Origin of the sequence: Amycolatopsis sp. (genome assembly GCF_035546795.1) — a bacterium.
In the GTDB taxonomy this organism is placed as follows: Bacteria; Actinomycetota; Actinomycetes; order Mycobacteriales; family Pseudonocardiaceae; genus Amycolatopsis_E.
In genome coordinates, this window is record NZ_DASZWC010000034.1 from 26,621 (window position 1) to 49,970 (window position 23,350).

Sequence of the window (23,350 nt, forward strand, 5' to 3'; positions counted from 1 at the left end):
CGCTGCTGCGGGCCGACATCGAGCAGTGGCGTTCGTCCTCACCGCCGCGGACGAACTTCGTGCGCAGCTCGGCGCTCGTGCACGCCGGCAGCGCGGGCGGCCTGACCGTGGGCAGCCTCATCTCGTTCGCGGCGGGAATGCCGCTGGACGGGGCGTTCCTGGCCAGCCGCGCGGTCGCCTACGTCTGGGGTTCCCTGCTGTCTTGGGCGCTGAACTACATTTACTACAGCCACGCCATCACGGCGAACAACGAGCTGGTCCGCCAGCAGTCGGTGACGCGAGGCGGGCAGGACCCGTCGGTGCGGAGGCTGGCCCAGGGCGAACACGACCTGGCCGAGGCGCAGGCGGGACTGGGCGGGGTCCTGGGTGTGCCGGTGCGCCGGTTTCCCGCACCCGAAGCGCCGGTGGTGCTCTCCGCCACCGAGATCGAGGAGTTCCGCGCCCGCGCCATCCGGCTCGGCGAGGAACTCGCGGAACTGTTCGCGCGCAACGAGGTGCCTGCCGGCCTGGTGCCCGGCAGCGGCTTGAAGGAGATCGTGGCGAACATCAGCGAAGCCGGGTGGCTGCGGCCCGGCGAGGGCGGGATCGAGCGCGGCGGAGCATGGGATCACGACTTCGGCACCATCCGGATCGTGCTCGGCGACGGCCGCGGACTGGGCCGCGGCGAGACCCTCTTCCTCAACCTGACCCTGGGCAGGCAGGCACACTCGCACCAGCACATCGCCGCGGCCGTCGCGGCGGAACGCAAGCAGTGGTACCGAATCGGGCTCTCGCCCAACCTTTTCGCCGCCGGCGAGGAACTGATGGCCGAACGGCTGGCCGAACAGGCCGTCGCCGCCGTCTCGGCCGGGTTCAACGTGTGGCTGCAGCAACCGCTGGGCGCCTACGCGCGGCAGTATCTCGGCATGTGGCCCCTCGACGCGGCCGCGTCGATCGGCTTCGCACTGGCCACCGGCGTCCCGGCGCAAATCGCTCCGCTGCTCGCCATCGGGGGCGGCGGCCGGGCGGCGAGGCTCGGCGCCGAGTTCGTCAACCACAACGCGCAATGGGCCGAGATCAGTCTCAAAACGGCTTCCGAGCGCGACCGGATGGGCCACGACATGCCCACGAACGTGCAGACCTTCCGCGCGCACGGCGAGCGGTCGCTGGAGCTGCTGACCAACGTGGCCCGCATCGCCGGCGCGATCGGCGTGGAAGTCCGCCGGAATGCCGGCGAGCCGGCGGCCGAACTCGTGCCGGGTGATCCGGAAGGCATGCTCGAGTTCGTGGTGGACGCGGCGCGGGCCAGGGCGCTGCGGGTGCGCGGGGTACGCGACGCGGCCGTGCACACGGTCGAGAACGGTTTCGTACTGGAGATCACCCCGGAACACCGGCGCTCCCAACCGAAACTCCCCGCCACGGTGCGGATCAGGTACCGGGTCGGCCGTGGCCTGGCCCGGACGTTCGCCCCGGCGACGACCCAGCGCCTGATCCACAAGGAGGGCCGGACCGAGATCCGGGAGTACACCGAGCTGGTCCCCGAGGAATGGGCCGGCACCCTGCCCGTCGCGAAGCTGGACGAGCTGCTGCAACACCACCTCGTCGATGTGCTGGAGCGCATGCGGACGCTGCGCAGCCGTTCCATGGGGCAGCTGGGCGCCGGTACCGCCGCCACCGCGATCGGTGACGGCGCGGTCAACGCGACGGTGAACGAGGTGCAGGGCGAGCATGTCCTCGCCGCGCAGAACGTGCTGGACATGGCCGCCGCGACCGGCGACGGGGCGATGCGGGGCGTGCTCGCGAAGGGCGCGCTCGAGGTGGCCACCAAGAAGGCGATGAGCACGAACCCGCGGACGATCCCCACGCCACTGGCGATGGACGACTCGATCCGGCACGCGGCCGAGGAAGTGGGCCGTCTCGAACAGGACGTGCTCGACGCGATCGCGCGAGAGCTCGACCGGACGGTGGACACGGACAAACGCCACGAGCTGGCGGCATTGCTGGCCGGCCTGAACGCGGACGTTTCGGACCCGGGCCGCCTGATCCGCGATTTCGAGCGGATGGTGGACAGCGGCGAGCTGGTGGCCCGCATCCCGCACCTGGCGGCGGTCCGCAAACTGGGGCACGGCGAGTACCAGCTCTACCTCGACCGCGTCGGGCACCCGGGTCCGTGGGAGGCCGGGGCGAAGATCCGGGGCAGGCACCGGCAGCACCTGGTGCTGCGCCTGCTGCCCGGCGCGCAAGGCGTGCCGACGGGACTCCGCCGGTCCACCATGCGGGCCGATGCCAACCTGTACGGGTACGGGCACGACGTCGAAACGCTGATCGATCTGCTGAAGGTCGAGGTCGGGCTGGAGCACAACGGGGCGACGGGCTTCCCGGCGTCGCCGGTGTACCTGCTCGAAGACGTCGGCGACGGCAACGTGGGCCGGGTGGTGAGCCTCGGCGCCGCGGACCTGGTGACCGATGGCGCGGGCCTGGCCGTGTTCGGCATGCAGCTCGGCGCCGGCTCGGTTTCCGCGGCGACCAAGTTCCTGGCAGACCCCTGGTTCCGCGGCGGCGAGTGGATCACCCGCATGCTCGCCGAGCAACGGCTCGCCTACGACACGAGGGCGATGCAGGCCGACCGGATCTTCCTGGCCCAGCACTTCACCCGCCTGATGACCGCGCACACCCGGCGGATCGGCCGGGCCTACCTGCGCTTCGCCGAGATCACCGGGAAGTACGACCCGGTCACGGTCCGGACCCTGCGCCCGGCGCTCGACGACGCCGCCGATGAGCGTGCGGTCCAGGCGATGCTCGATGGCCTCGGCCTCGCGCTGCCCGGCGACTGGACGTGGACCGGGCTCGACGAGCTGATCCGCCAGGCGGAGCCGGGCTCACCGGCACGCCCGGTCTGGGGCTCGCCCGGGCTGCGGGAGGAGTACCTGCGGACGCGGACCGTCCTCATCGACTTCGCCGGGATGGCCGGGGAACGGCGGGTGCTTATGCTCACCGACGCCGCGAGGCATTCCCGGATCCGGCGGAACCTCGCGGATCCGGCCACGGAACTGGCCGGGTTCAGCCACATCGTGGTCGACCAGCACGACGAGCAGTTCGCGCGGGCCATGGCGGCGAAGGGCATCGAGGTGGTCCCGTTCGAGACGGCCGAACCGGAAGACGTTCGCACGGCGGCGATGTCGCGGCAGATCAAGTCCATTGTGGACAATTCGGCGGCGAAGGTGCTGGTGCTCGCGGGCCCGGACCGCGCCAGCCGCGAACCGGGGGCGTACGCCTCCTCGCTCGCGCTGCGCCTGAGCCAGTACGAAGGCGTCGAAGTCGTCACGGCCGGGTTCGCCCACCAGCTGGGTGATCCGGGGCTCGGGCACCCGCCCGGCGCCGCACTGGATCTCCGCCCGACGCGGCACGACCCGGACGCGCCGTTCGCCACCGAACAGCTGGATTTCCTGCTGTGGGTGCGCGATCCTCAGCCGCCGCGGGCGACGGAGCCGACCCGGAGCGGGACGGGCCTCGTCCGCGACACGTCGGTGATGATCAACCAGGTGTCGTCCAGGACGCACCGCGGCCGGGGGCTCGAAGACCTGGCGCTGGTCGGCCGCTACTTCGCCGAAGGTCCGGAACCCCGCCCGGTGCGCGCGCCGATCGAGGAACCGGTGCAAGCGGGAGACCTGGTGCTGCTGAACGAATCCGAGCTCGAACTCGGTGTCGCCGCGGTCGCCTCGGAACTGCGCAGGCACTTCGACGACCGTCGGCTCGCCGGGCTGACCATCACGGTCGACGCGGTCCGGGCGTCGCTCGGGAACGTGGCGTTCGTGCTGGAGGTCCGGCATCCGGTGCTGGGCCGCGTCGGGCACGTCAGCAGCGTGCTGGGCCACGACGGCACCCGGTTGTACGCCTTCGACCACGACGCGGAGATCTCCCACCCGCGGGTGGACGGCGAGCAGTTCTTCGCCGAGTACACGGAATTCGTTTCGCGCTGGTTGCAGGAATCCGCGTTCGACCGGCTGGAACGCGAGTACGCCGGGTATCCGGAGGCCAGGGATTTCTTCGACTGGCAGCACGACTTCGCGCGTTACCCGGATGCGGAAGAACGGATCCACGCGGTTTTCGGTGAGCTGGCGAAACAGTTGCCCGGCATGGCGGACCCGGTGCTGCGCCGGCAGGCCGAGCATCTGGTTCTACGGTCACGGACTTACCGCATCGGGGAGCCGGAGTTCCCGACGCCGCGCGAACTGGCCGATCTCGGCAGGCCGCCGTACCCGAGCCGGCACTGGCCGGGCCGTGACGTGCTGGACAGCGTGCGGTGGCCTGCCGTGAAGAAGCTGGCGCCCCCGGCCATCGTGCACCGCGACGTGTCGGACTTCCTCGGCATTCCCCTTGCACACCAGCGAGTTCTCAAGCAGCTGGCCAACGTGTTCGGTGTCGTCATCGAGGCCCGTCCGCCGGGACCTGCCGCGCGGCGCTGGCTGGAACGCGGCGCGATCGGCAAGCCCGAGGAGATGAAGGCCAGGACGATCGGCGAACTCGACCTGCTGCTCGGCGCCAAGCCCGAGCATCTCGGACTGGTCGGGTTCTTCGACCCGCGGCCGGTCGCCGACATCCCGCCGCTGATGCAGGCGGCCGTCGAGGCACGGCGCGCGCAGCGGGCCACGGAGTTCGCCAGTGAGAAGCTGCGCGGGCTGTTCGCGTCCGGCCGGTACCGGGTCGACGCCGACGGTGTGGTGTACAAAATCGACGGCACGCGCAGGCTGCCCATCGCTGGTGATCTCGACCTCTACGACGTGAAGACCCCGGATGGTGAACGGCTGCCGGAACCGGTGGAACGCGCGTTCATCGCGGAGCTGGTGCGCAACGGGTTGCCCGTCGAGCACGGTCCGTTGCAGTACTGGCAGCCGCAGACCGAAGAGGACCGCCGGATCGCCGAAACGACCCGCGCCAAACACGGCCCCGGCGGCGAGGCGCTGGTCCGCTTCGGGCCGTACCGGTATTCGGTGCTGTCGGAATCCGGGTTGCCGCTGGGCGCGGTCGGCCCGGACCTGGCCACCCGCCGGGAGACACTGCTCCCGGTGACCCGCCGGACCAACCGGGACATGCTGATCACGGCCACCCGGGAACCGGAGCCCCAGCTGCCGCGCAGACCGGAGATCGTGCAGTGGGCGACCATGCGGGCCGGGCTGGAGCTGGACCCGCGGATCGTCGAGATCACCCGCGAGCCGAGCCTGCTCAGGATGTTGGACGACCGCCAGGTCTACGGGGCGCTGTACGCCGAGGGCGGTAAGCAGACGCTGTACCTGGGGCCGGGTGCTTTCGCCGATTTCGAAACGCTGGTGGATACCCTCGCGCAGACGTCCGCGTATTCGCGGCTGATCGGCCAGGGCGTGGTACCCACGGCGAGCAGGCTGCCGGTGCTGGCGGCGACGGCGCAGGACTACGCCGACGTCGTGCTGGCCAAGCTGGCCGGGGTCGAGATCGGGACCGCGGAGCGCCCGCTGCCGGGCGCGGCCGGGCCCGTGCCGCCGCTGCTCTACCCGAACCCGCGGGTCGAGCGCCCGGGGGACGGCGATAATGGGACGGACGAGAGTAGGGAGCCTTAAGTGGACAGTGGATGGCAGCCGGCCAACCAGGTCGAACGGGACATGATGACCGCGCTGCAGGCCGGTGACAGTGCGGCGTACGCGCGGTTGGTGCGTTCGGCCCCGCTGTTCGTGCCGGAACTGCCACCGGAGGGCAGCCTGCAGTTGCCCGAGGGCGTGCAACAGTTGTTCGGCGAGGACAACATCGTGGTGTTCACCTCGGAGGTCTCGCTCTACTGGCTGCTCTCCGGGCTGGCCACCGGGCACGAGCGGCTGACGTATGACCAGGTGCTGGCCCGCAATCCCGGTCAGGGCAGGCAGCTGGTGATCAACCCCGCGCTGCCGATCGGTGTGCTGCTTTCGCCGGACGAGGTCGACGACGTCGCCGAAGGCAGGCAGACGTTGATGTCGGTGCAGGACGTGCAGGACACCGTGGTCGACGGCGTGCTGGACGAGGTGCGCCGGATGTGCCTGACGGAGCTGGGCGGCGACATCGAGCGCGCGCAGGCCCCGCTTGGTGACGCCGCCAACGAGCTGGAGCGCCGTCTGGCGCGCGCCGTGGAACAGCTGAACTTCGACGATTTCCTGTTGGCCCTGCTGGAATCCGATGTGGTGGTGCCGACCACCGCGGAGACCTCCTCGACCCCGGCGTCGGCGGATTTCCCGTGGCGCGTGCTCGGCGCGGTGGACTCGCCGATGATCCCGGTGTTCTCCTCGACCACGATCCTCGACCGCGTCGCCCCGGCCGAGCCGCCGCGCACGCAGGTGTCGTTCGTCGAGCTGTTGCTGAACTGGCCGAGTGAGGAGCACGTGCTGTGCTTCAACCCGGGGACCAGCACGGAGCTGACGCTGCCGGGGAACAGCGTGCCGGAGTTGGTTGAGGCGTTGAACTCTTCGGAGTGAGTTCGCTGCGGTTTGCGTTTGCGGGGTGCGGTGCGGCAGCAACGGACGCGCGCAGAGCGCGCTGTGTGCACCCCACCACCGCCCCGATCCGTGAGTGTTCGCGGTTCCGGGTTCGGGTCAAGACGGGAAAGATGCCTTGACCCGAACCCGGCTCGCTTCGCTGAGCTAACTCTTGTGCGCCCGCGCCGCGGCGAAGCAGTACACGCCGAACGCCGCCAGCCCGAGTGCCACAACCACGAGCAACACCACACCGAACGGTTGCGCCGCAAGCGTTCGCAGCGCCTTGTCGAGCCCGCCCGCTGCACGCGCGTCGGACCGCAGGGCGGCGTACGCGAGCAGGACCGCGATCACGGCGAACACGACGCCTTTCGCGATGTAGCCGACGCGGCCGAGCCACGTCACGGTGGACCGGGTGCCCGACGGCAGGTCTGACATGTCGAGGTCGGCCAGGAAGCTCTTCCGCACGCCCTTGACCACAGCCGCGATCGCGACCCCGAGCACGACAGCCCCCGCGACGGCCACCAGGAACGGGCCGGCGGGCAGGGACAGCAGCTTCGCCGTGAACTCTTGCTGCGTCTGGTCGCCGCCGGTCCCCGAACCGCCGCCGACCACCAACCGCACCGCCGTCACGCCGAGTGCGATCACCGCTACACCCCGCACGGCGGAACCGATCCGCTTGCGGGTGCGCTCGCCCTTCTTGCTCACCCAGCCATACCCGGTGGCAGCAAGCAGAAACTGCCACAGCCCGAACGCGAAGAGTCCCACCGCGAGCACCCACAGTACGACCTGCCCGCCCGAGCTGGAGCCGATTTCCTCGAACGCGCCGCGCTGGTCCGCTTCCTGCCCGCTGTCACCGAAGGCCACCTGCACCGCGAGATACGCGACCACCAGGTGCACCAAGCCCCAGCACGCCATCCCGGCGCGCCCGGCCACCTGCGCCACCTTGCTGTTGCGGACCCGCGAGGACTCGTACGACGTTTTCGCCACCATCGTCCGAGTCTGAGCCGTGCCGCGATCGCGCGCTGGACAATGTGCTCCGAACGGCCCAGCGACCGATGAATTCCGGGCCGCTGACTCCTCTACATACCGCACGGAATCACCACCACGGATGAGGAGAAGAAGTGACTCTGCCACAGGTCGCGTCCCGGGACGAGTGGCTGGCCGCGAGGCTGAAGCTGCTGGCGCGCGAGAAGGAGCTGATGCGGGCGCAGGACGAGCTGACCACGCAGCGGCAGGAACTGCCGATGGTCCGGATCGACAAGGACTACAAGTTCGCCGGCACCGAGGGTGAGGTCGGGTTCGCCGATCTGTTCGAGGGCCGCCGCCAGCTGGTGGTCTACCACTTCATGTTCCATCCCGACTGGGACGAGGGCTGCCCGAGCTGCTCGTACGCGGTCGACAATATCGGCAGGCTGGAACACCTGCACGGCCTCGACACCACGTTCGCGCTCGTTTCGCGTGCGCCGTTCGCCAAGCTGGCGAACTGGCGGAAGCGGATGGACTGGACGGTGCCCTGGTACTCGTCGGCAGGCAGCGACTTCAACTACGACTTCCACGTCACCAACGACGAAGCGGTCGCGCCCGTCGAGTACAACTACAAGGACAGGGAGACGATGGAACGGGAGGGCCTCGGCTACGCCGTCAACGGTGACGCGCACGGCCTGAGCGTTTTCGTTCGTGACGGCGAAGACGTGTTCCACAGCTACACCACTTACGGCCGTGGCGCGGAGATCCTGCTCAGCACATACCATTACCTGGACCTGACGCCGCTGGGCAGGCAGGGCCGGTACGTCAACCAGTTCCCGTACCACGACACCTACGGCACGGAATCGGCGCACGCGCACCACCACCACCACCACTGAGTCCACAATAGACAGAAGGGCGGCACCCGGTGTCCGAGGACGAGTTCTGGCGGCTGGCGGATCCGTATCGCCGCGAGCTGCTCGCGCACTGTTACCGGATGCTGGGTTCCTTCCACGACGCCGAAGATCTGGTGCAGGACACGCTGTTGCGCGCGTGGCGGGCGTACGACCGGTTCGACGGCCGGGCTTCCCTGCGCACCTGGCTGTACCGGATCGCCACCAACTCCTGTCTGAACGTGCTCAAAAGCGCCCAGCGGCGGGTGCTCCCGTCCGGCCTCGGCTCGGGCTCGGAAACCGCCGACGTGCTCACGAAAGTCGACGACGTGCCATGGCTCGGGCCGCTGCCGACGGTCGAGGCAGACCCGGCGGCAGCGGTGGCGCTTCGGGACAGCACGCGCCTCGCCGTGGTCGCCGCGTTCCAGCGGTTGCCCGCCCGGCAGCGCGCGGTGCTCATTCTTGTTGATGTGGCGGGATTCCGGCCGCCGGAAGCGGCCGAGACACTGGGCATGACCACCGCGGCCGCGCGCAGCGCGCTACAGCGGGCCCGTGCCACCCTGGCCGCGGACCAGCCGGTCGAAGACGACGTGACCGCGGACGCGGGACTCGACCAGGAGTTGCTGCGGCGCTACCTGAAAGCGTTCGAGGACGCGGACACGGCCGGACTGGCCGGCCTGCTGCGCTCGGACGTCGAGTACGAGATGCCGCCGAACGCGTTGTGGTATCTGGGCCGGGAGGCCGTGCTGGAGCACCACATCCGGCGCGTGTTCACCCGCCCGCGCCGGGCGTTGCCCACCAGTGCCAACGGTCTCCCGGCGGTGGGCAGCTACAGCCTGGCGGCGGACGGTTCGTTCGCCGCGCACGGCATCCACGTACTGGAACGGGCCGGTGGACAGTTGTCCCGCATCGTCGTCTTCCTGGACGAGAGCCTGTTCCCGGCCTTCGGGCTACCCGGGACATTGCCCGGGTAGCCCGGTTTACCGTGCCACGTTCATGCCGCGAAGGTCTCTCGGGCGTAATCCTCGAAGGTGCGCGGCGCGTGCCCGGTCAGCCGCTCGACGCTGTCGGTCACCGGGGCGAAGATGTCGGCCCGGATCAGTTCGAACAGCTGCATCATGTGGTCGGCCCAGGCGTCGGACCGGCCCGACTTCGCGAAATGCGCCCGATGCCGGGCGAGATCGGCGTCGACGTGCCGGATCGGTCGTCCCGAAACCTTCGCAAGGATCTCGGCGATCTGGCCATAGGTCAACGCTTCCGGGCCCGTGAGGTTGTAGTCCCGGCCTTGGTGACCGTCCTGGGACAGGACCACGGCCGCGGCATCGGCCACGTCCCTGCTGTCCACAAAGGATACGACGTGATCGCCGCTGCCCGCGACGACTTCGTCATCCTCGCGGACCGCCGCCGCGTACACGTACTCGTCTTCGTCGAAGTTCTGCATCAGCCAGTTCGGGCGCAGGATCGTCCAGTCGCGGCCGGAGTCGCGCACCGCCTGCTCCACCCGGCCCCGCGGTGTGTGCGCCGGGCTTCTTTCCACGCCGTGTTGCGACATCAGGACCACCCGGTTCGCCTGTGCCGCCGACTTGATGAGCCGGGCCATCAGGTCGGCGGCGTTCTCGTCGGAGTCGAGCCCCTTGAGGAACAGCGCTTCCGCCCCGGCGAGCGATTCGTCCCAAGTGGACTCGTCGTACCAGTCGAAGCGGACCGGGGTCACGTTCCCGGCCGGTGCGCCGGGATGCCGGCTGGCCGCACGCACCTTCAGCCCGGCCTCGGCCAGTGCCGCCACCACGCGCTTGCCGGCCTTGCCGGTCGCGCCTTCCACCCAGACGGTCATTGTTCACTCCTGATGAATTCCTGTGCGAAGGTCCGCAAGGTGTCCGCGTCGAGCGCGTTCTGGAACCCGACGATCAGCTCGTCCACCCCGGCTTCCCGATAGCCGTCGAGGCGTTTGCGGATCGTCTCGACGGTGCCGACGAGCCCGTATTCGGCGAGATCGCCAGGGAACACGAGCGGCGCCCACGGCGGAACGGCGGCGCGGGCCTCTTCGTCGGTGTCGGCGATGATGCAGTACGACGTGGACGTCTTCGTGATCGTCGAGTAGTCGCGGCCCAGCTTTTCACAGTGCTGAGCCAAAATCCCGTACTTGCGGCGCACGTCCTCCGGCGGTTCCTGCACGTTGCACAGATCGCCGTACTGTGCGACGAGCCGGAGCGTCACCTTCTCGCCGCCCCCGGCGATCATCACCGGCGGGTGTGGTTGCTGTATCCCGGTGGGCAGACTCATGGCCCCGTCGGTGTGGAAATACTTGCCCTCGAACGTGGTGGGGTTCCCGGTCCACATCGCCTCGGCGATCTGCAACGTCTCTTCCAAACGCCGCAAGCGTTCCCCGGCGCCGGGGAAGTCGTAGCCGAAGGCCCGGTATTCCTCTTCGTACCAGCCGGCGCCGATACCGAAGGTCAGCCTGCCGCCGGAGATGACGTCCAATGTGGACGCCATCTTGGCGAGCAGGGCGGGGTTCCGGTAGCCGTTACCGGTGACCAGCTGGCCGAGCCGGGCCGTGCCGGTCTCGCGGGCCAGTGCGGCCAGCGTGGTCCAGGCTTCGAAGACGTACGAGCCCGAAGGGCCGAACGGGATGAAATGGTCGGGCGCCCAGATGGTGGCGAACCCCGATCCGTCGGCGACCTTGGCCAGTTCGACGAGCTTGGCGAAGGCCGCCGCCGGGTCGGTGTAGCCGCCGAACTCATGGGTCGTGCCGGTGGGCAGGTAGTAGCTGAGTTTCATACCTGCTCAGACTCGTTTGCCCGCGAAGAGGAATCGGCGGCGAAACTGCTCTGCACCGCGAGTCCCAGGACTTCCACCTTCCTGGCGGTGCGGCTGCCGGGTTCCACCCGCGCATCGAGGTCTAGCCGGAACTCGGCGAACGCACCGAGCTGCTGCAGTTTGTCCTCGGCGTGCTGGGCGACGATGTGCACGAAGTTGACGCCGTCCTGGAAGGCCGCGTACTGGATGCCGCCGGCCTGCGCGGCTTCCCGGAGCACGGCTTCGACTAGGCGGCGGTTCTCGGCGGCCGCCTCCGGGCGGGTCCGGTACTGGATGATCGTGGCGCTCATGACTGCTCCTTGCTGCTGGTTGCCACGGATAGACAACTCGGAGCGGGCGATTGAACCGGTGCGGTACCGATTCCTTTTTCCGCGGGGCGGAGTCCAACAGATATGACGATGCGAACCTCGCGGCGCCTGGTGCTCAGCGCGCTGGTGTCGCTCAACGGCGTGACCAGCGAACCGCTCAAGTGGGCCGGCCCGTACTTCGGCGAAGGAAGCGCGGCGGCCTCCCTCGCCGCGCTGCGCGACAGCTCGGCGATGCTGATGGGCAGGCGGACGTACGATATCTTCTCCCGGCAGTGGCCCGAGGTGCCCGGCGAGTACGCGGCCCGGCTCAACACCATGCCGAAGTACGTCTTTTCGTCGACCCTGCGCGATCCGGAATGGACGAACAGCACGGTCGTGACGGACGATGTGGTCGAGGCGGTCGCCGCGCTGAAACGGGAAGCGGGTGGGGGCTTGGTCGTCTACGGCCACGGACAGTTCGGGCAGACGCTGTGCGACGCGGAGCTGGTCGACGAGCTGACGCTGACCGTCGTGCCGGTGTTCGTGCCCGACGGGGACACGTTCTACCGGCCGGGCGGCGCGGGCGGCTCGTGGGAGCTCATCAGCGCGGGTCCCGGCGCCGATCCGGGCCTGGTTTCGCTCCGCTACCAGCCGGTCCGCGGGTGAGGGATTTTGTCCGAAGCACTGGGAGACATCGAGGCGTACCGGCCGGATCTGGTCGCGTTGTGCTACCGCATGCTGGGTTCCGTGCACGAGGCCGAGGACCTGGTGCAGGAGACCTACCTGCGCGCCTGGCGTAGCCGCACGTCGTTCGAAGGGCGTTCGTCCGTGCGCACGTGGTTGTACCGGATCGCCACGAACCTGTGCCTCACCGCGTTGCAGGGCCGAGCCCGTCGCGTGTTGCCGGCGGGGCTCGGCACCCCGGGCGAGGATCCCGACGTGCCGCTGTCCGCGAGCGCCCCGTTGTGGATCGAGCCGTTCCCGGACGACCCGGCTCAGGTCGCGGAGCAACGGTGGAGCCTGCGGCTCGCGCTGGTCGCCAGCCTGCAGTACCTGCCGGCGCGGCAACGGGCGGCGTTCTTGTTGCGGGAAGTGCTCGCCTTGCCTGCCACCGAGATCGCCGGGATCCTCGGCACGACGGTGCCCGCGGTCAAGAGCGCCCTGCAGCGTGCCCGCGCCCGGCTCGACGAGCTGGCTCCGACGCCGGAGAAGCTCACCGAGCCGGACTCTCCCGAAGCGCGCGAGGTGCTGGCGAAGTACATCGCGGCCTTCGAAGCCGCCGACATCCCGGCCCTGACCCGGCTGCTCCGCGACGACGCGACGCTCGACGTCGTGCCGACAGGCCTTTCACTGTCCGGAAAAAGCCTGTGCGTGCCGTTCTTCACCGAGCACGTGCTCACCGCGCCAGGGCACTACCGGATGCACCCGACGACCGCGAACGCCCAGCCCGCCGCGGTGGCCTATTACCGGGACACGACCAGTCAGCCTTACCGGCCGTTCGGTCTGGCGGTGCTGACCACGGATGCCACGCAGCTCGTGTCCATCACGACGTTCATGGAACCGGAACTGGTGGCGCGGTTCGAGTAGGTGGCGTTTAGCGCCGCGGCCGCCCGTGCTACTTGAGCTGGATGATCTGGAGCAGGTTGCCGTCGGGGTCGGCGAACGTGCCGAACCGGCCGCCGGGCCGATCCGCGACCGGCAGGGACCAGCCGGCCCCGGCAGCCTTGAGCTGGGCCTCGGCCGCGTCGAAGTCGTCGACGTGGAAGTTCACGAGGATGCGGCCCGGCTGCGGGTTCCGCGCCTCGATGTCCTCGCGCCCCTCGATGACGAGGATGAAGCCGTCGAGTCTGATGGGGCCTTCGCCGTTGCCTGTTTGCTCGGGGGCGAGCACTTTCAGGTACCACTCGCGCAGTTTTTCCGGCTGTGTGCTGCCGAGCACGATGCTGCCGGGCTTGAGCGTGGTCATCGTGGATCTCCTTGTGTCGTAACGAGTTGTGCGTGGTCGACGTGCAGGCGGAGGCTCGTCCACCCATTCGCGCTGATCTTTGGTTCAGTCGACAAGGGCACCGGAGGTCAGATTGACGGTCGTCCCGGTCATGGATACGGCGCGGTCCGAAGCCAGAAACGCTGCTGTTTCGGCGATTTCGGAAAGCGTGGGCAGCCTTTTCAGCAGCGTTCCTTGCACCATGTCCCCGCTGTCGAGGAATTCCCGGATCGATTGCCCGGCCGCCGCGGCGGCGGGCTCGAAGAGGTCCTTGGTGTAGGAACCCGCCGCCGGTGCATCGGCGACCGCGTGCGGGCGGATGTCGATGACCCGGATGCCGGCGGGCGCCAGCTCCACGGCCAGCAGCCGGGAGAACGTCTCCTTGCCGGCCGCGCTCACGCCGTGCCCCAGGATGCCGCCGGCGGCCAGTTTGGCGCCCGGCTCGGACAAGGTCAGAATGACGCCAGGGCGCCCGCGGCCCATCTGCCGCGCCACGGCCTTGCTGGTGATGAACAGCGTCCGCAGAAAACCGTCGATCGGCCGCATGAACTCCTCCAGCGAAAGGTCCGCCAGCAAGGTTCCCTGGTCGTGCAAGACGCTGACGGCATTGAGCGCGATGTCGATGCCACCCGCCGCCGCTATCGCGTCGGCGTGTTTTTCGACCGCCTCCTGGTCGAAAACGTCGACCTGCGCGGTCTCGACCGTTCCGCCGGCGGCGACGATGTCGCGGGCCACGGCGTCGAGCTTTTCCTGTGTCCGCCCCGCGATGAAGACTTTCGCGCCTTCCCTGGCGAATACCCGTGCGATGGCGCCGCCGATCGCACCGCCGCCCCCATAGATCACGGCGTTCTTGCCGTCGAGCAACAATTCACTCATCGCTGTACTCCCGAGGTCATTGATTTCATCGGTTCAGTGGCAGTGAGAATGGCCGGTTTCGCTGCCGTAGGTGTCGCGATAAGGCCATTCGTTGACGTAGTTCGGCCGGGGCTTTGGGGTCAGGTCCAGGAACTGATAGGTGCCCATCATGAACTCGGTGCCCCGCCCGTACGTCGAGTACGTGTGGAAGACGGTGTCCTCGTCCCGGACGAAGACACTGATGGCCTGCCCGTCGCCATTCGTCACGAACGCGGTTTTCGGGCTGCGCAAGAGGGTTTCCTTGTCCTTGTAGTTGAACTCGACCGGCGCGACGGACTCGTCGTTGGTGGCGTGGAAGTCGAAGTTGAAGTCGCTCCCCGCCGAGGAATACCACGGAACATCCCAGCCCATCCGCTCGTGGAAAGGCCGGATTTCCGCCAGCGGCGCACGGGAAACGAGGACGAACGTGGTGTCGCTGGCGTGCAGGTGATCCAGGCTGCCGAGGTGGTCGATGGTGAACGAGCAGCTCGCGCAGCCCTCGTCCATACCCTGGGAGCCGCGCGCCCTGGCCGCCGCGTTGTTCCACATGAAGTGATAGACGATGAGCTGGCCGCGGCCGTCGAACAGATCGGTCAGCGATGCCTTGCCGTCCGGTCCTTCGAAGACGTAGTCCTTGTCCAGCTTGACCATCGGCAGCGCCCGCCGCTGTGCGGTCACCGCGTCCTGCTCCTTCATCACCTGCTTTTCCCGTTCCAGCAGCTCGAGCCGGGCCGCCAGCCATTCATCGCGGGATGCGACCGAAGGAAGGGACATCGTTTCTCCTTTTACCCCGTGGTTGTGGCGTTGTCATTCACGCCTGCAGTTTCTCGACGGTGGCCTTGAACCCGGCGAGTCCCGCGCGGTAGAACCGGGGCCCGTAGGACACCCGCGCCACGCCCAGTTCCCGCAGCGCCGGGAGGTCGAGCTCGTCGCCGGTGTTGCCGTTGACCGGGCCGGGCAGTTCGGTGACGAGGGTCGCCAGGTCGCGCTCGGCGCGCACGCCGATCGGGTAGATGCAGTCGGCGCCGGCGTCCAGGTAGAGCCGTCCGCGCCGGATCGTTTCCGCGACCCGGTCGGTTTCGGGCACCCCGTTGGGAGGCAGGAAAGTGTCGACCCTCGCGTTGATGACCACCGGGACCCCGGCAGCGTCGGCGGCGGCGCGGACCTCCGCCAGCCAATCGGCGTGCTCGCCAGCGTCGGACAAGCCGCCCGCCCGGTGATCGGTGTCCTCCAGGTTGCAGCCGACCGCGCCAGTGCTCAGCAACCGGTCCACCAGCTCCCGTGGCCGCATCCCGTAACCGGCTTCCGCATCGACCGTGACCGGGACCGGAACTGCTCGCGCGACCCGGCCTGCCGCGGCGAACATCTCTTCCCACGGCGCGACTTCCCCGTCGGGATAGCCCAGCATCGCCGAGATCGCGGCACTGGCCGTGGCGACCGCGGGGAATCCCGCCGCGGCCACGATCGCGGCGCTGGCCGCGTCCCACACATTCGGCAGCACGAGCAGCTCACCGTGGTGCAGCTCGCGCAGCTTGACCGCGAGAGCTTTCAAATCCGCCACGTCAGTGGTCATCGGTGTTCTCCCATCCAAAGAGGACAATTACGGCGATCAGGCGCGGAGCGAGCGGGGTAGTCCGAACATCGCGAGCAGCGAGTTGTCGTGGAACCGGGTCACGGCGGAGATCCGCTGGCCGGTGAGGGTCAGCAGGAGCAGTCCGTGCGCGTGGAGGATCGGCGTCCGTGGGTCGCGCAGGTACACCCCGAACGCGGGCTGGCCATTGGCGCGCGTGGGGATCAGCGTGTGCCGGGCGCCGTTTCGGAGTGCGACAGTGGCGAGGAAATGCCCGATCGCGTCCAGGCCCTGGTATTCCAGCGGGAGCGGCGGCATGGTCAGCCACGCGTCGTTCGTCAGCATGGCCACGATCGCCTCGACGTCACCGGCCTCGAATGCGCGCAGGAACCGTTCCACCACCCGGCGTTCCTGGGGCGAGTCCGGGAGTGGGGCGCTGTCCGCGGCCGGCAGTTCGTCCGCCAGCGTGCCGCGTGCCCGCCTCAGCGCGCTCGCGACCGCGCTTTCGCTGGTGCTGAGTATGGTCGCCACTTCAGCGGCCCGGAATCCCAGCACGTCCCGCAACACCAGGACGGCCCGCTGCCTCGGCGGCAACACCTGCAGTGCGGCCAGGAATGCCAGCGACACCGATTCTCTGACCTCGTACCGGGCTTCCGGGCCAGGTGTGCGGTCGGCGATTTCGCCGAGCAGCACATCGGGATAGGGCTGCAGCCAGCTCGGCTCCGCTCGGCAGTGTGATGGCTCGGGCAACGAGACCTCCGTTCGGTAGGCCACATCTGCGTGCGGACGGCGGACGCCGGCCCGCAGCATGTTCAGGCACCGGTTGGTGGCGATCCGGTAGAGCCACGCTCGCAGCGACGCCCGCTCCTCGTACCCGCCGATTCCTCGCCATGCCGCCAGCAATGTCTCCTGCAGCACATCTTCGGCGTCTTGTACCGAGCCGAGGACGCGATAGCAGTGCACCTGCAACTCACGCCGGTAGGGCTCGACGAGCTTGCGGAAGGCGTCACCGTCGCCGCTCCGGGCCAGCGCCAGCAGGTCCTGGTCCAGGCGTCGGCCGCCGGTCTGCGGGACCTCTCGCATGCGGGCTCCTTTCCCCTGACGTTCGTGCTCGCCAATTAAGACACCGCCGGAGCCGGAAAGTGGTCGCGGTCGTGGCTGCCCGCCGCGTGCGACGAGTTTGCGCGTCGCCGGGTGTCTCTATTCCGGTACGCACGGGCTGGGTATTCCGGCCCCGGAAACAGAGGAGTTCACGCGAATGTCGAACATCAATGGCGCTTCCGTTCTCATCACCGGGGCCAACCGCGGTATCGGCCGTGCACTGGTGGACGAGGCGCTGCAACGTGGTGCACGGCGGGTGTACGCGGGCACTCGGGTCGACCTTTCCCACTCGGACGAGCGAGTCGTCCCGGTGACCCTGGACGTGACGGACCCGGCGCAGATTCAGCGTGCCGTCACCGAGATCGAGTCCCTCGACGTTCTCGTCAACAACGCCGGAATCGCGCTGTACGACGACCTGAGTGACCGGACAGTGCTCGAACGGCATTTCGCGGTCAACGTCCACGGCACGAATGACGTCATCCACGCGTCCCTGCCGCTGCTGGTCCGTGCGCAGGGGTCGGTCGTCAACATTCTGTCGGTGAACGCGCTCGCCCCGTTGCCGATGATCCCGTCCTATTCGATCTCGAAAGCCGCGGCGTTCAATCTCACGCAGTCGCTGCGGCTCCTGCTGGCGCCGCAGGGGGTGACTGTCCACGCTGTACTGACCGGGCCGGTGGACACCGACATGTCCCGCGGGCTCGACATTCCCAAGGCCAGCCCGGAATCCGTCGCCAAGGCCGTGTTCGACGGAGTGGAGCGCGGCGAGGCCGAAATCTTCCCCGACAGCCTGTCCGCGATGCTGAGGGAAAGCTGGAACGCCGGTGCGTCGAAGGCGCTGGAAGCGCAGTACGCCGAAATGGTCGCCAACGTGCCCGCCGAGGCGTGATCGAAATGCTGCTGAAAGACAAAACGGCCGTTGTCTACGGCGCCGGTGGCGCGGTCGGCGCCGCTGTTGCCCGCACCTTCGCGCGCGAGGGCGCGCACGTATTCCTCACCGGTCGCGACCGTGGCGAACTCGACGCGCTCGCCAAGGAAATCGCGGCAGCCGATGGAAAGGCGGAGGTGGCCGAGGTCGATGCGCTCGACGCGGAGTCCGTGGAAAGCCACCTGGACACTGTCGTGGCGAAAACCGGAACGGTGGACGTCTCGTTCAATGCCATCGGTATTCCGCAAACGGGCGTTCAGGGCATCGCGATCACCGAGCTCTCGCTGGAGAGTTATTTGCTGCCCATCACCACGTATACGCGGTCTCATTTCATCACCGCCAGTGCGGCCGCCCGCAAGATGGTTCCCGCGCGATCCGGAGTGATCCTGCTGCACACGGCGGAACCGGGCAAGGCCGGCGTGTCGTTGCTCGGTGGAATGGGACCGGCGTGGGCCGCGATCGAATCGTTCACCAGGGAGCTTTCCGTGGAATGCGCCGAATACGGCGTGCGGGCAGTGTGCCTGCGCACTTCGGGCATGGTGGAAACGCCGCTGATCGACGAGGTCTTCGGCATTCACGCCGAGGTGTACGGAACTTCCAGTGAGCAGTTCGCCGACGCCATCGCGCAGCGGACCCACCGGAAGCGCCCGACGGCACTGACGGAGCTCGCTGAAGTGACCGCCTTCGTCGCGTCCGATCGTGCGGCCGCGATGACCGGGACGGTGGCGAACCTGACCGGCGGACTCGTGTCCGACTGATGCGGCCGGGTGTCCGAACAGGCGGGGAAAGCTGTTCGGGCACCCGGTGCCCCTCGCGACAAGTTTCGCCACGCCCCGGTGTCTCTATTCAAGGCGACCACCGCACCCCACGACCCGCAGGAGCTGCCATGAACACCCTCACCCGGTTCGACTGGTAGGCATGAGCGATGCCCACCACGAGCCCAGAAGCTTTCGCGGAACTGACCGACCGCTATCGTCCCGAGCTGCTCGCATACTGCTATCGCATGCTGGGCTCGGTCGATGAATCCGAAGATGTCGTGCAGGACACCTATCTGCGGGCGTGGCGGTTTTTCGACCAGTTCGAGGGCCGTTCGTCCGTCCGGTTGTGGCTCTACCGGATCGCGACAACCACCTGCCTGAACGCGCTCCGGTCGAACAAGCGGCGGCCGCTGCCCTCCGGCCTGTCCGCTCCGTCCGATACCGGCGGGACACCGCTCGCGCCCGCCGAGTCCGAGGTTCCGTGGCTGCAACCGGCGCCCGACAGCATCCTTTACGCCTCCGCCGCCGACCCTGGTGTGGTCGTACCGCGGCGGAATTCGGTCCGGCTGGCCTTCGTCGCCGCATTGCAGCACCTGTCGGCCCGGCAACGGGCAGTGCTGGTGCTCCGCGACGTACTCGGCTGGAAGGCCAAGGAAGTCGCCCAGATGCTGGAGAGTTCGACGACGGCGGTCAACAGCGCGTTGCAGCGCGCCCGGATCCAGCTCGCGGACGCCGGCCCGATGCAGGACGAGCTGAGCGAGCCCGCCCAGCCCGAGCTCCGGACCTTGCTCGACCGGTATGTGGCGGCCTTCGAACACGCCGATGTCGCCGGCCTCGCCGAGCTTCTCCGTGCGGACGTCGAACTGGAGATGCCGCCGGTGCCCACCTGGTTCACCGGACGCGACGCGGTTTCCGAATTCCTGGCCAGGGTTGTGCTGCGCGCGCCCGGGCAGTGGCGCGCGTTACCCACCCGGGCGAACGGAGACCCGGCCGTCGCCCTGTATGGGCGGGCTCCGGACGGCACCTACCGGGCGAACGGTATCGACGTGCTCTCGCTGATCGGTGGCCGTATCGCGCGAATAGTGGCGTTCAACGACGCCGCCCTGGTGAAAACCTTCGGCTTCCCGGAAGTCCTCGCATCGGCGAGCGCGCCGTAGCGCTGTGCGGTACGTCTGCTGGTGCCAGACCTGAGCGCCGCGCTGCGCCGTGTCAAGCAACAGGCGCTCCCGCTGGAAAACGTTCGCGCACTTGGCGTATACGGCGCGCCCAGCGTGCGCGAAGCCATCGGATTCTGACCACCCCGAGAGCGACGCCGCCTGGCGCTGCGGTTCGGGCCTTGGCTTCTCCCTCGTGTCGTGCTTGGGTTCAGCGGAAGCGAAATGCTGTTCGAGCCCAAGGAGCACACATTGGCGGAGAAGCTGACCGTGGATCTGCACCCGATCTTCCGCAGCGACAGGGATATCGACAAAGCGGTCCGCAACGCGATCTTTCGTGCGGCCGGCGGGAACTTCCCCCTCGTCGAGATCATTCCGGGCAAGGGTTCCGGGAAGCTCAAGGACCGCGTTCTCGCGATGCTCCGGCAGCCCCACCTGAAGAAGCTGTATCGGCGGGTCGAGGTGGCCCCGGGCAACGACGGGGTCGTGCTCGTGCACTTGAAGTAGCCGATCTGTCCACAATGGATAGATTGATCGTGGTCGGCGGATGCACTTCAACATGGCCGAGGGCACCGCTCAGACGCCGGACAACCTGCTCGTCACCGACTTGGCCGAGCAGCTGCCCGATGACAGTGGTGCCGGACCTGGTCGGGCGACCTCCCCGACTGCGTCCACGCGGCCCAGGCGTTGCACCAGCCCGCACGTCCGGCCGTGATCCCGGCTAACCGTTGAGGTAGCGGTCGTACACCGCGACCCACACGTCCAAATCGGACAATTCCACCGCGAGCTGGCGGCCTGTGTCGGTGAGGTCGATGAGTGCGTCACCGCGCGGGCACGAGTCCCAGCTTCCCGCCTGCGGGCACAGGAGAGCGCCTTCCGCGGCCAGGGCGCGGAGGGCGGGTACGAGCACCCGTCGCGGGAATGTCGTGTGCAGTTCGGAGAACCGGCGAGGACCGGTCATGAGTTCGTCGAGGAGTTCGACCGCGCCAGGACAGGAGATCACGCGCGCGGGGCGGTCGTCGGCCATGGCAGCTCCCCGGGAGGTGGTGTGCCGGGGACGTTAAGCACCTGGGCGGCGCCGGGAGGCACCGTTGACGTAACCCTGACGGCTTGTCGGGACACGTTGACGGAATCCCTACGCCCGGCGCCGGATCTTGACGAAATCCATACGCCACTGCCTGCTTACGGCAGGCAGGCTGCGATACGTGCCGGCACCCACGTCATGGCTCAAACGGCTGGTACTCGGACGGCCGTTTCGTAGCGACACCCTCGGCGAGACACTGTTGCCGAAGTGGCTCGCCCTGCCGATCTTCGCCAGCGACCCGCTGTCCTCGGTCGCCTACGCGACCCAGGAGATCCTGCTGATCCTCAGTATCGGCGGACTCGCGTACCTCACCCTCGCGCCCTGGATCGGCCTGGCGGTCGCGGTCCTGCTGACCGTCGTGGTGCTGTCCTACCGGCAGGTCGTGCGCGCCTACCCGAGCGGCGGCGGATCCTACGAGGTCGCCTCCCGAAATCTTGGCAGCTCCGCGGGCCTGGTCGTGGCCGGGGCGCTGATGGTCGACTACATCATGACCGTCGCGGTGTCGGTCGCGTCCGGTGTGGACAACATCATCTCCGCCGTCCCCGAGCTCAACGACTACCGGATCGCCCTGAACCTGGGGTTCGTCCTGGTGCTGATGGCGATGAACCTGCGGGGTATCCGCGAGTCCGGCCGCACCTTCGCCATCCCGACCTACCTGTTCATCGCCGGGGTCGTCCTGATGATCGCGCTCGGGCTCGGGCGGGCCGTCGCCGGTCACGCACCCGTCGCCGAAAGTGCGGGCTACGAGGTCCGCCCCGAACAGGCCGGCCTCACCGGCCTCGCGCTCGTGTTCCTGCTGCTGCGGTCGTTCTCCTCCGGCTGCACCGCCCTCACCGGGGTCGAAGCCATCTCCAACGGCGTGCCGGCGTTCCGCAAACCCAAGAGCACCAACGCCGCCCGCACCATGACCGCCATGGGCGTGATCGCCGTGGTCATGTTCGGCGGCATCACCGCGCTCGCCATGATCAGCCACGTCCGGATCGCCGAGAACACCTGCGACCTCGTCGGCTTCCGCGGCGACTGCACGAGCGATCCGCAGCGCACCGTCATCAGCCAGATCGCCGCCGCGGTGTTCGGCGGCGACCACTCGGTCCCGTTCTACTTCCTGCAGGCCGCCACGGCGCTGATCCTGATCCTCGCCGCGAACACCGCGTTCAACGGCTTCCCGCTGCTGGCCTCGATCCTCGCCCAGGACCGGTACCTGCCCCGGCAGCTGCGCACCCGCGGTGACCGGCTCGCGTTCTCCAACGGCATCGTCGCACTCGCCGTCGTCGCCGGCGTGCTCATCTTCGCCTTCGACGGCTCCACGACCCGGCTGATCCAGCTCTACATCCTCGGGGTGTTCACCTCGTTCACCCTGTGTCAGGCCGGGATGGTCCGGCACTGGAACCGGGAACTCGCCTCCGCGACCGACGCCCGCACCCGGTTTTCGATCCAACGGTCCCGGCTGATCAACGCTGCCGGGGCGGCCCTGACCGCCGTCGTCCTGATCGTCGTGCTGGCGACGAAGTTCACCCATGGCGCCTACCTCGTCGTCATCGCCATCCCCGTGCTGTACGTGCTGATGCGCGCGATCCACCGCCATTACACCCATGTCCGCGACGAACTCCTGCCCGACGACGAAAGCGAACTACTGCCCAGCCGCGTGCATGCCATCGTGCTGGTGTCCGGTCTGCACAAACCCAGTCAGCGCGCCATCGCGTTCGCCCGCGCCAGCCGGCCGGACACCCTCACCGCGATCACCGTCAACGTCGAGGACCACGACACCAGGGAACTGCAGCGGCAGTGGGAACAACGCAACATGAAGATCCCGCTCAAAGTGCTCGAATCGCCCTACCGCGAGATCAGCAGGCCGGTCGTGGCCTACGTCAAGAACCTCCGCCGCACCAGCCCCCGCGACGTCGTCTGCGTCTACATTCCCGAATACGTCGTCGGGCACTGGTGGGAGAACATCCTCCACAACCAGAGTTCACTGCGCCTGAAAGGCCGCCTGCTGTTCGAACCCGGCGTCATGGTCACCAGCGTCCCCTGGCAGCTGCGGTCCACGGCCCGGCGGGACCTGCAGCGGGTCCGCCCGCTGCCCGGCGACATCCGGCGCGGCGTCACCACCCAACGCCGCACCTGATCCGCCCGGACGGCCCTCCGCGGGCCCCGGCCGGAGGAGGGCGAACAACCGCTTCCAGTACGCCTGCCGCTCTCGATGACCAGGTCAAGCAGGAACGTCAAGCAGGAACTCGGCCATCAGCGAGTCGCCTACCGCGGCGCGGTAGTCCGTGGCCTCGTCCTCGTCATCCTGACCGCGCGGTGTTCGTCGCCTGTGGCTGCTCAGCTGTAGGCGACGGTGAGGGCTCCGTTGCCGCTGTTCCAGCTGATGGTGCCGTGCTGGAAGTCGTGGCGCCGTCCGCCGGTGATGGCGTATTCGTCCCGGACGGGGTAGCCGAGCGCGCTGGTTTCCCAGCCGA

22 protein-coding genes (1 of these 22 only partly in view) are annotated in these 23,350 nt (G+C 68.5%); 11 read left to right on the forward strand and 11 right to left on the reverse strand.

What is annotated here, in order from left to right:
- Together VHD82_RS21155 and VHD82_RS21160 are read left to right on the forward strand one after the other, a co-directional pair.
- Positions 1-5,573, forward strand: the final stretch of a protein-coding gene (locus VHD82_RS21155) for a hypothetical protein (protein ID WP_325706457.1). Its footprint begins 26,602 nt before the window's first position; only the last 5,573 of its 32,175 coding nucleotides appear in the window; the start codon falls outside the window, past its left edge; it ends in the stop codon at positions 5,571-5,573.
- The gene (locus tag VHD82_RS21160; RefSeq protein WP_325706460.1) at positions 5,574-6,455 is read left to right on the forward strand and encodes an SseB family protein; all 882 of its coding nucleotides are present in this window, start codon (positions 5,574-5,576) and stop codon (positions 6,453-6,455) included. It begins immediately after the preceding gene.
- Positions 6,456-6,620: 165 nt separating this feature from the next.
- Here VHD82_RS21160 and VHD82_RS21165 read toward each other — a convergent pair whose 3' ends face one another.
- Positions 6,621-7,445 carry a DUF1206 domain-containing protein gene (locus tag VHD82_RS21165; RefSeq protein WP_325706463.1) on the reverse strand — a complete coding sequence of 275 codons (825 nt, stop codon included), beginning with the start codon at positions 7,443-7,445 and terminating at the stop codon, positions 6,621-6,623.
- Between the two features lie 131 nt (positions 7,446-7,576).
- Here VHD82_RS21165 and VHD82_RS21170 point away from each other — a divergent pair, with 131 nt between their 5' ends.
- Positions 7,577-8,317: a DUF899 domain-containing protein gene (locus tag VHD82_RS21170; protein ID WP_325706466.1), complete on the forward strand. Its 741-nt coding sequence runs from the start codon at positions 7,577-7,579 to the stop codon at positions 8,315-8,317.
- A gap of 29 nt (positions 8,318-8,346) precedes the next feature.
- Entirely contained in the window at positions 8,347-9,285 is a 939-nt protein-coding gene (locus tag VHD82_RS21175; RefSeq protein WP_325706469.1) for an RNA polymerase subunit sigma-70, read from the forward strand.
- A 20-nt stretch (positions 9,286-9,305) separates the two neighbouring features.
- Here VHD82_RS21175 and VHD82_RS21180 read toward each other — a convergent pair whose 3' ends face one another.
- The 3 genes from VHD82_RS21180 to VHD82_RS21190 are packed head-to-tail and all read right to left on the reverse strand — an operon-like array spanning position 9,306 to position 11,421.
- Positions 9,306-10,145, reverse strand: coding sequence for an NAD(P)H-binding protein (locus VHD82_RS21180; RefSeq protein WP_325706472.1), 840 nt, complete (start codon positions 10,143-10,145; stop codon positions 9,306-9,308).
- Positions 10,142-11,092 (reverse strand): LLM class F420-dependent oxidoreductase, encoded by a 951-nt coding sequence (locus VHD82_RS21185; protein ID WP_325706475.1) that lies wholly within the window; start codon positions 11,090-11,092, stop codon positions 10,142-10,144. Before VHD82_RS21185 ends, VHD82_RS21180 begins: the two co-directional genes overlap by 4 nt.
- A complete protein-coding gene (locus VHD82_RS21190) occupies positions 11,089-11,421 on the reverse strand; it encodes a hypothetical protein (RefSeq protein WP_325706477.1) in 333 nt (110 codons plus the stop codon). The genes VHD82_RS21185 and VHD82_RS21190 overlap by 4 nt, the downstream gene beginning before the upstream one ends.
- 102 nt (positions 11,422-11,523) lie before the next feature.
- Here VHD82_RS21190 and VHD82_RS21195 point away from each other — a divergent pair, with 102 nt between their 5' ends.
- Positions 11,524-12,084 carry a dihydrofolate reductase family protein gene (locus VHD82_RS21195; protein ID WP_325706480.1) on the forward strand — a complete coding sequence of 187 codons (561 nt, stop codon included), beginning with the start codon at positions 11,524-11,526 and terminating at the stop codon, positions 12,082-12,084.
- A gap of 6 nt (positions 12,085-12,090) precedes the next feature.
- On the forward strand, positions 12,091-13,005 hold the full coding sequence (locus VHD82_RS21200; RefSeq protein ID WP_325706483.1) for an RNA polymerase subunit sigma-70: 915 nt from the start codon (positions 12,091-12,093) through the stop codon (positions 13,003-13,005).
- A 28-nt stretch (positions 13,006-13,033) separates the two neighbouring features.
- On the opposite strand, the gene VHD82_RS21205 is transcribed toward VHD82_RS21200, so the two are convergent.
- From VHD82_RS21205 to VHD82_RS21225, 5 genes are all read right to left on the reverse strand, one after another.
- Complete coding sequence (locus tag VHD82_RS21205) at positions 13,034-13,384, reverse strand: VOC family protein (RefSeq protein WP_325706486.1); 351 nt, start codon at positions 13,382-13,384, stop codon at positions 13,034-13,036.
- An 84-nt stretch (positions 13,385-13,468) separates the two neighbouring features.
- Complete coding sequence (locus VHD82_RS21210; RefSeq protein WP_325706489.1) at positions 13,469-14,278, reverse strand: SDR family oxidoreductase; 810 nt, start codon at positions 14,276-14,278, stop codon at positions 13,469-13,471.
- Positions 14,279-14,311: 33 nt separating this feature from the next.
- Positions 14,312-15,070 carry a DUF899 domain-containing protein gene (locus VHD82_RS21215; protein WP_325706492.1) on the reverse strand — a complete coding sequence of 253 codons (759 nt, stop codon included), beginning with the start codon at positions 15,068-15,070 and terminating at the stop codon, positions 14,312-14,314.
- 37 nt (positions 15,071-15,107) lie between these two features.
- Positions 15,108-15,869: an isocitrate lyase/phosphoenolpyruvate mutase family protein gene (locus VHD82_RS21220; protein ID WP_325706495.1), complete on the reverse strand. Its 762-nt coding sequence runs from the start codon at positions 15,867-15,869 to the stop codon at positions 15,108-15,110.
- A 36-nt stretch (positions 15,870-15,905) separates the two neighbouring features.
- Entirely contained in the window at positions 15,906-16,949 is a 1,044-nt protein-coding gene (locus VHD82_RS21225) for an RNA polymerase subunit sigma-70 (RefSeq protein ID WP_325706498.1), read from the reverse strand.
- Positions 16,950-17,124: 175 nt separating this feature from the next.
- Between VHD82_RS21225 and VHD82_RS21230 the strand changes: the two genes are divergently transcribed.
- The 4 genes from VHD82_RS21230 to VHD82_RS21245 all read left to right on the forward strand — a co-directional run bounded on the left by VHD82_RS21230 (position 17,125) and on the right by VHD82_RS21245 (position 20,311).
- A complete protein-coding gene (locus VHD82_RS21230) occupies positions 17,125-17,853 on the forward strand; it encodes an SDR family NAD(P)-dependent oxidoreductase (RefSeq protein WP_325706501.1) in 729 nt (242 codons plus the stop codon).
- A gap of 5 nt (positions 17,854-17,858) precedes the next feature.
- Positions 17,859-18,650: an SDR family NAD(P)-dependent oxidoreductase gene (locus VHD82_RS21235; RefSeq protein ID WP_325706504.1), complete on the forward strand. Its 792-nt coding sequence runs from the start codon at positions 17,859-17,861 to the stop codon at positions 18,648-18,650.
- 167 nt (positions 18,651-18,817) lie between these two features.
- Positions 18,818-19,807 carry a sigma-70 family RNA polymerase sigma factor gene (locus VHD82_RS21240; RefSeq protein WP_325706508.1) on the forward strand — a complete coding sequence of 330 codons (990 nt, stop codon included), beginning with the start codon at positions 18,818-18,820 and terminating at the stop codon, positions 19,805-19,807.
- Positions 19,808-20,029: 222 nt separating this feature from the next.
- Positions 20,030-20,311 (forward strand): Smr/MutS family protein, encoded by a 282-nt coding sequence (locus tag VHD82_RS21245; RefSeq protein WP_325706511.1) that lies wholly within the window; start codon positions 20,030-20,032, stop codon positions 20,309-20,311.
- Between the two features lie 214 nt (positions 20,312-20,525).
- Here VHD82_RS21245 and VHD82_RS21250 read toward each other — a convergent pair whose 3' ends face one another.
- Complete coding sequence (locus tag VHD82_RS21250; RefSeq protein WP_325706513.1) at positions 20,526-20,831, reverse strand: winged helix-turn-helix transcriptional regulator; 306 nt, start codon at positions 20,829-20,831, stop codon at positions 20,526-20,528.
- Between the two features lie 178 nt (positions 20,832-21,009).
- On the opposite strand from VHD82_RS21250, the gene VHD82_RS21255 reads away from it, so the two are divergent.
- Positions 21,010-23,013, forward strand: coding sequence for an APC family permease (locus tag VHD82_RS21255; RefSeq protein WP_325706516.1), 2,004 nt, complete (start codon positions 21,010-21,012; stop codon positions 23,011-23,013).
- Between the two features lie 200 nt (positions 23,014-23,213).
- Here VHD82_RS21255 and VHD82_RS21260 read toward each other — a convergent pair.
- Positions 23,214-23,350: hypothetical protein (locus VHD82_RS21260; protein WP_325706519.1), on the reverse strand; the 137-nt coding region annotated here is incomplete at its 5' end.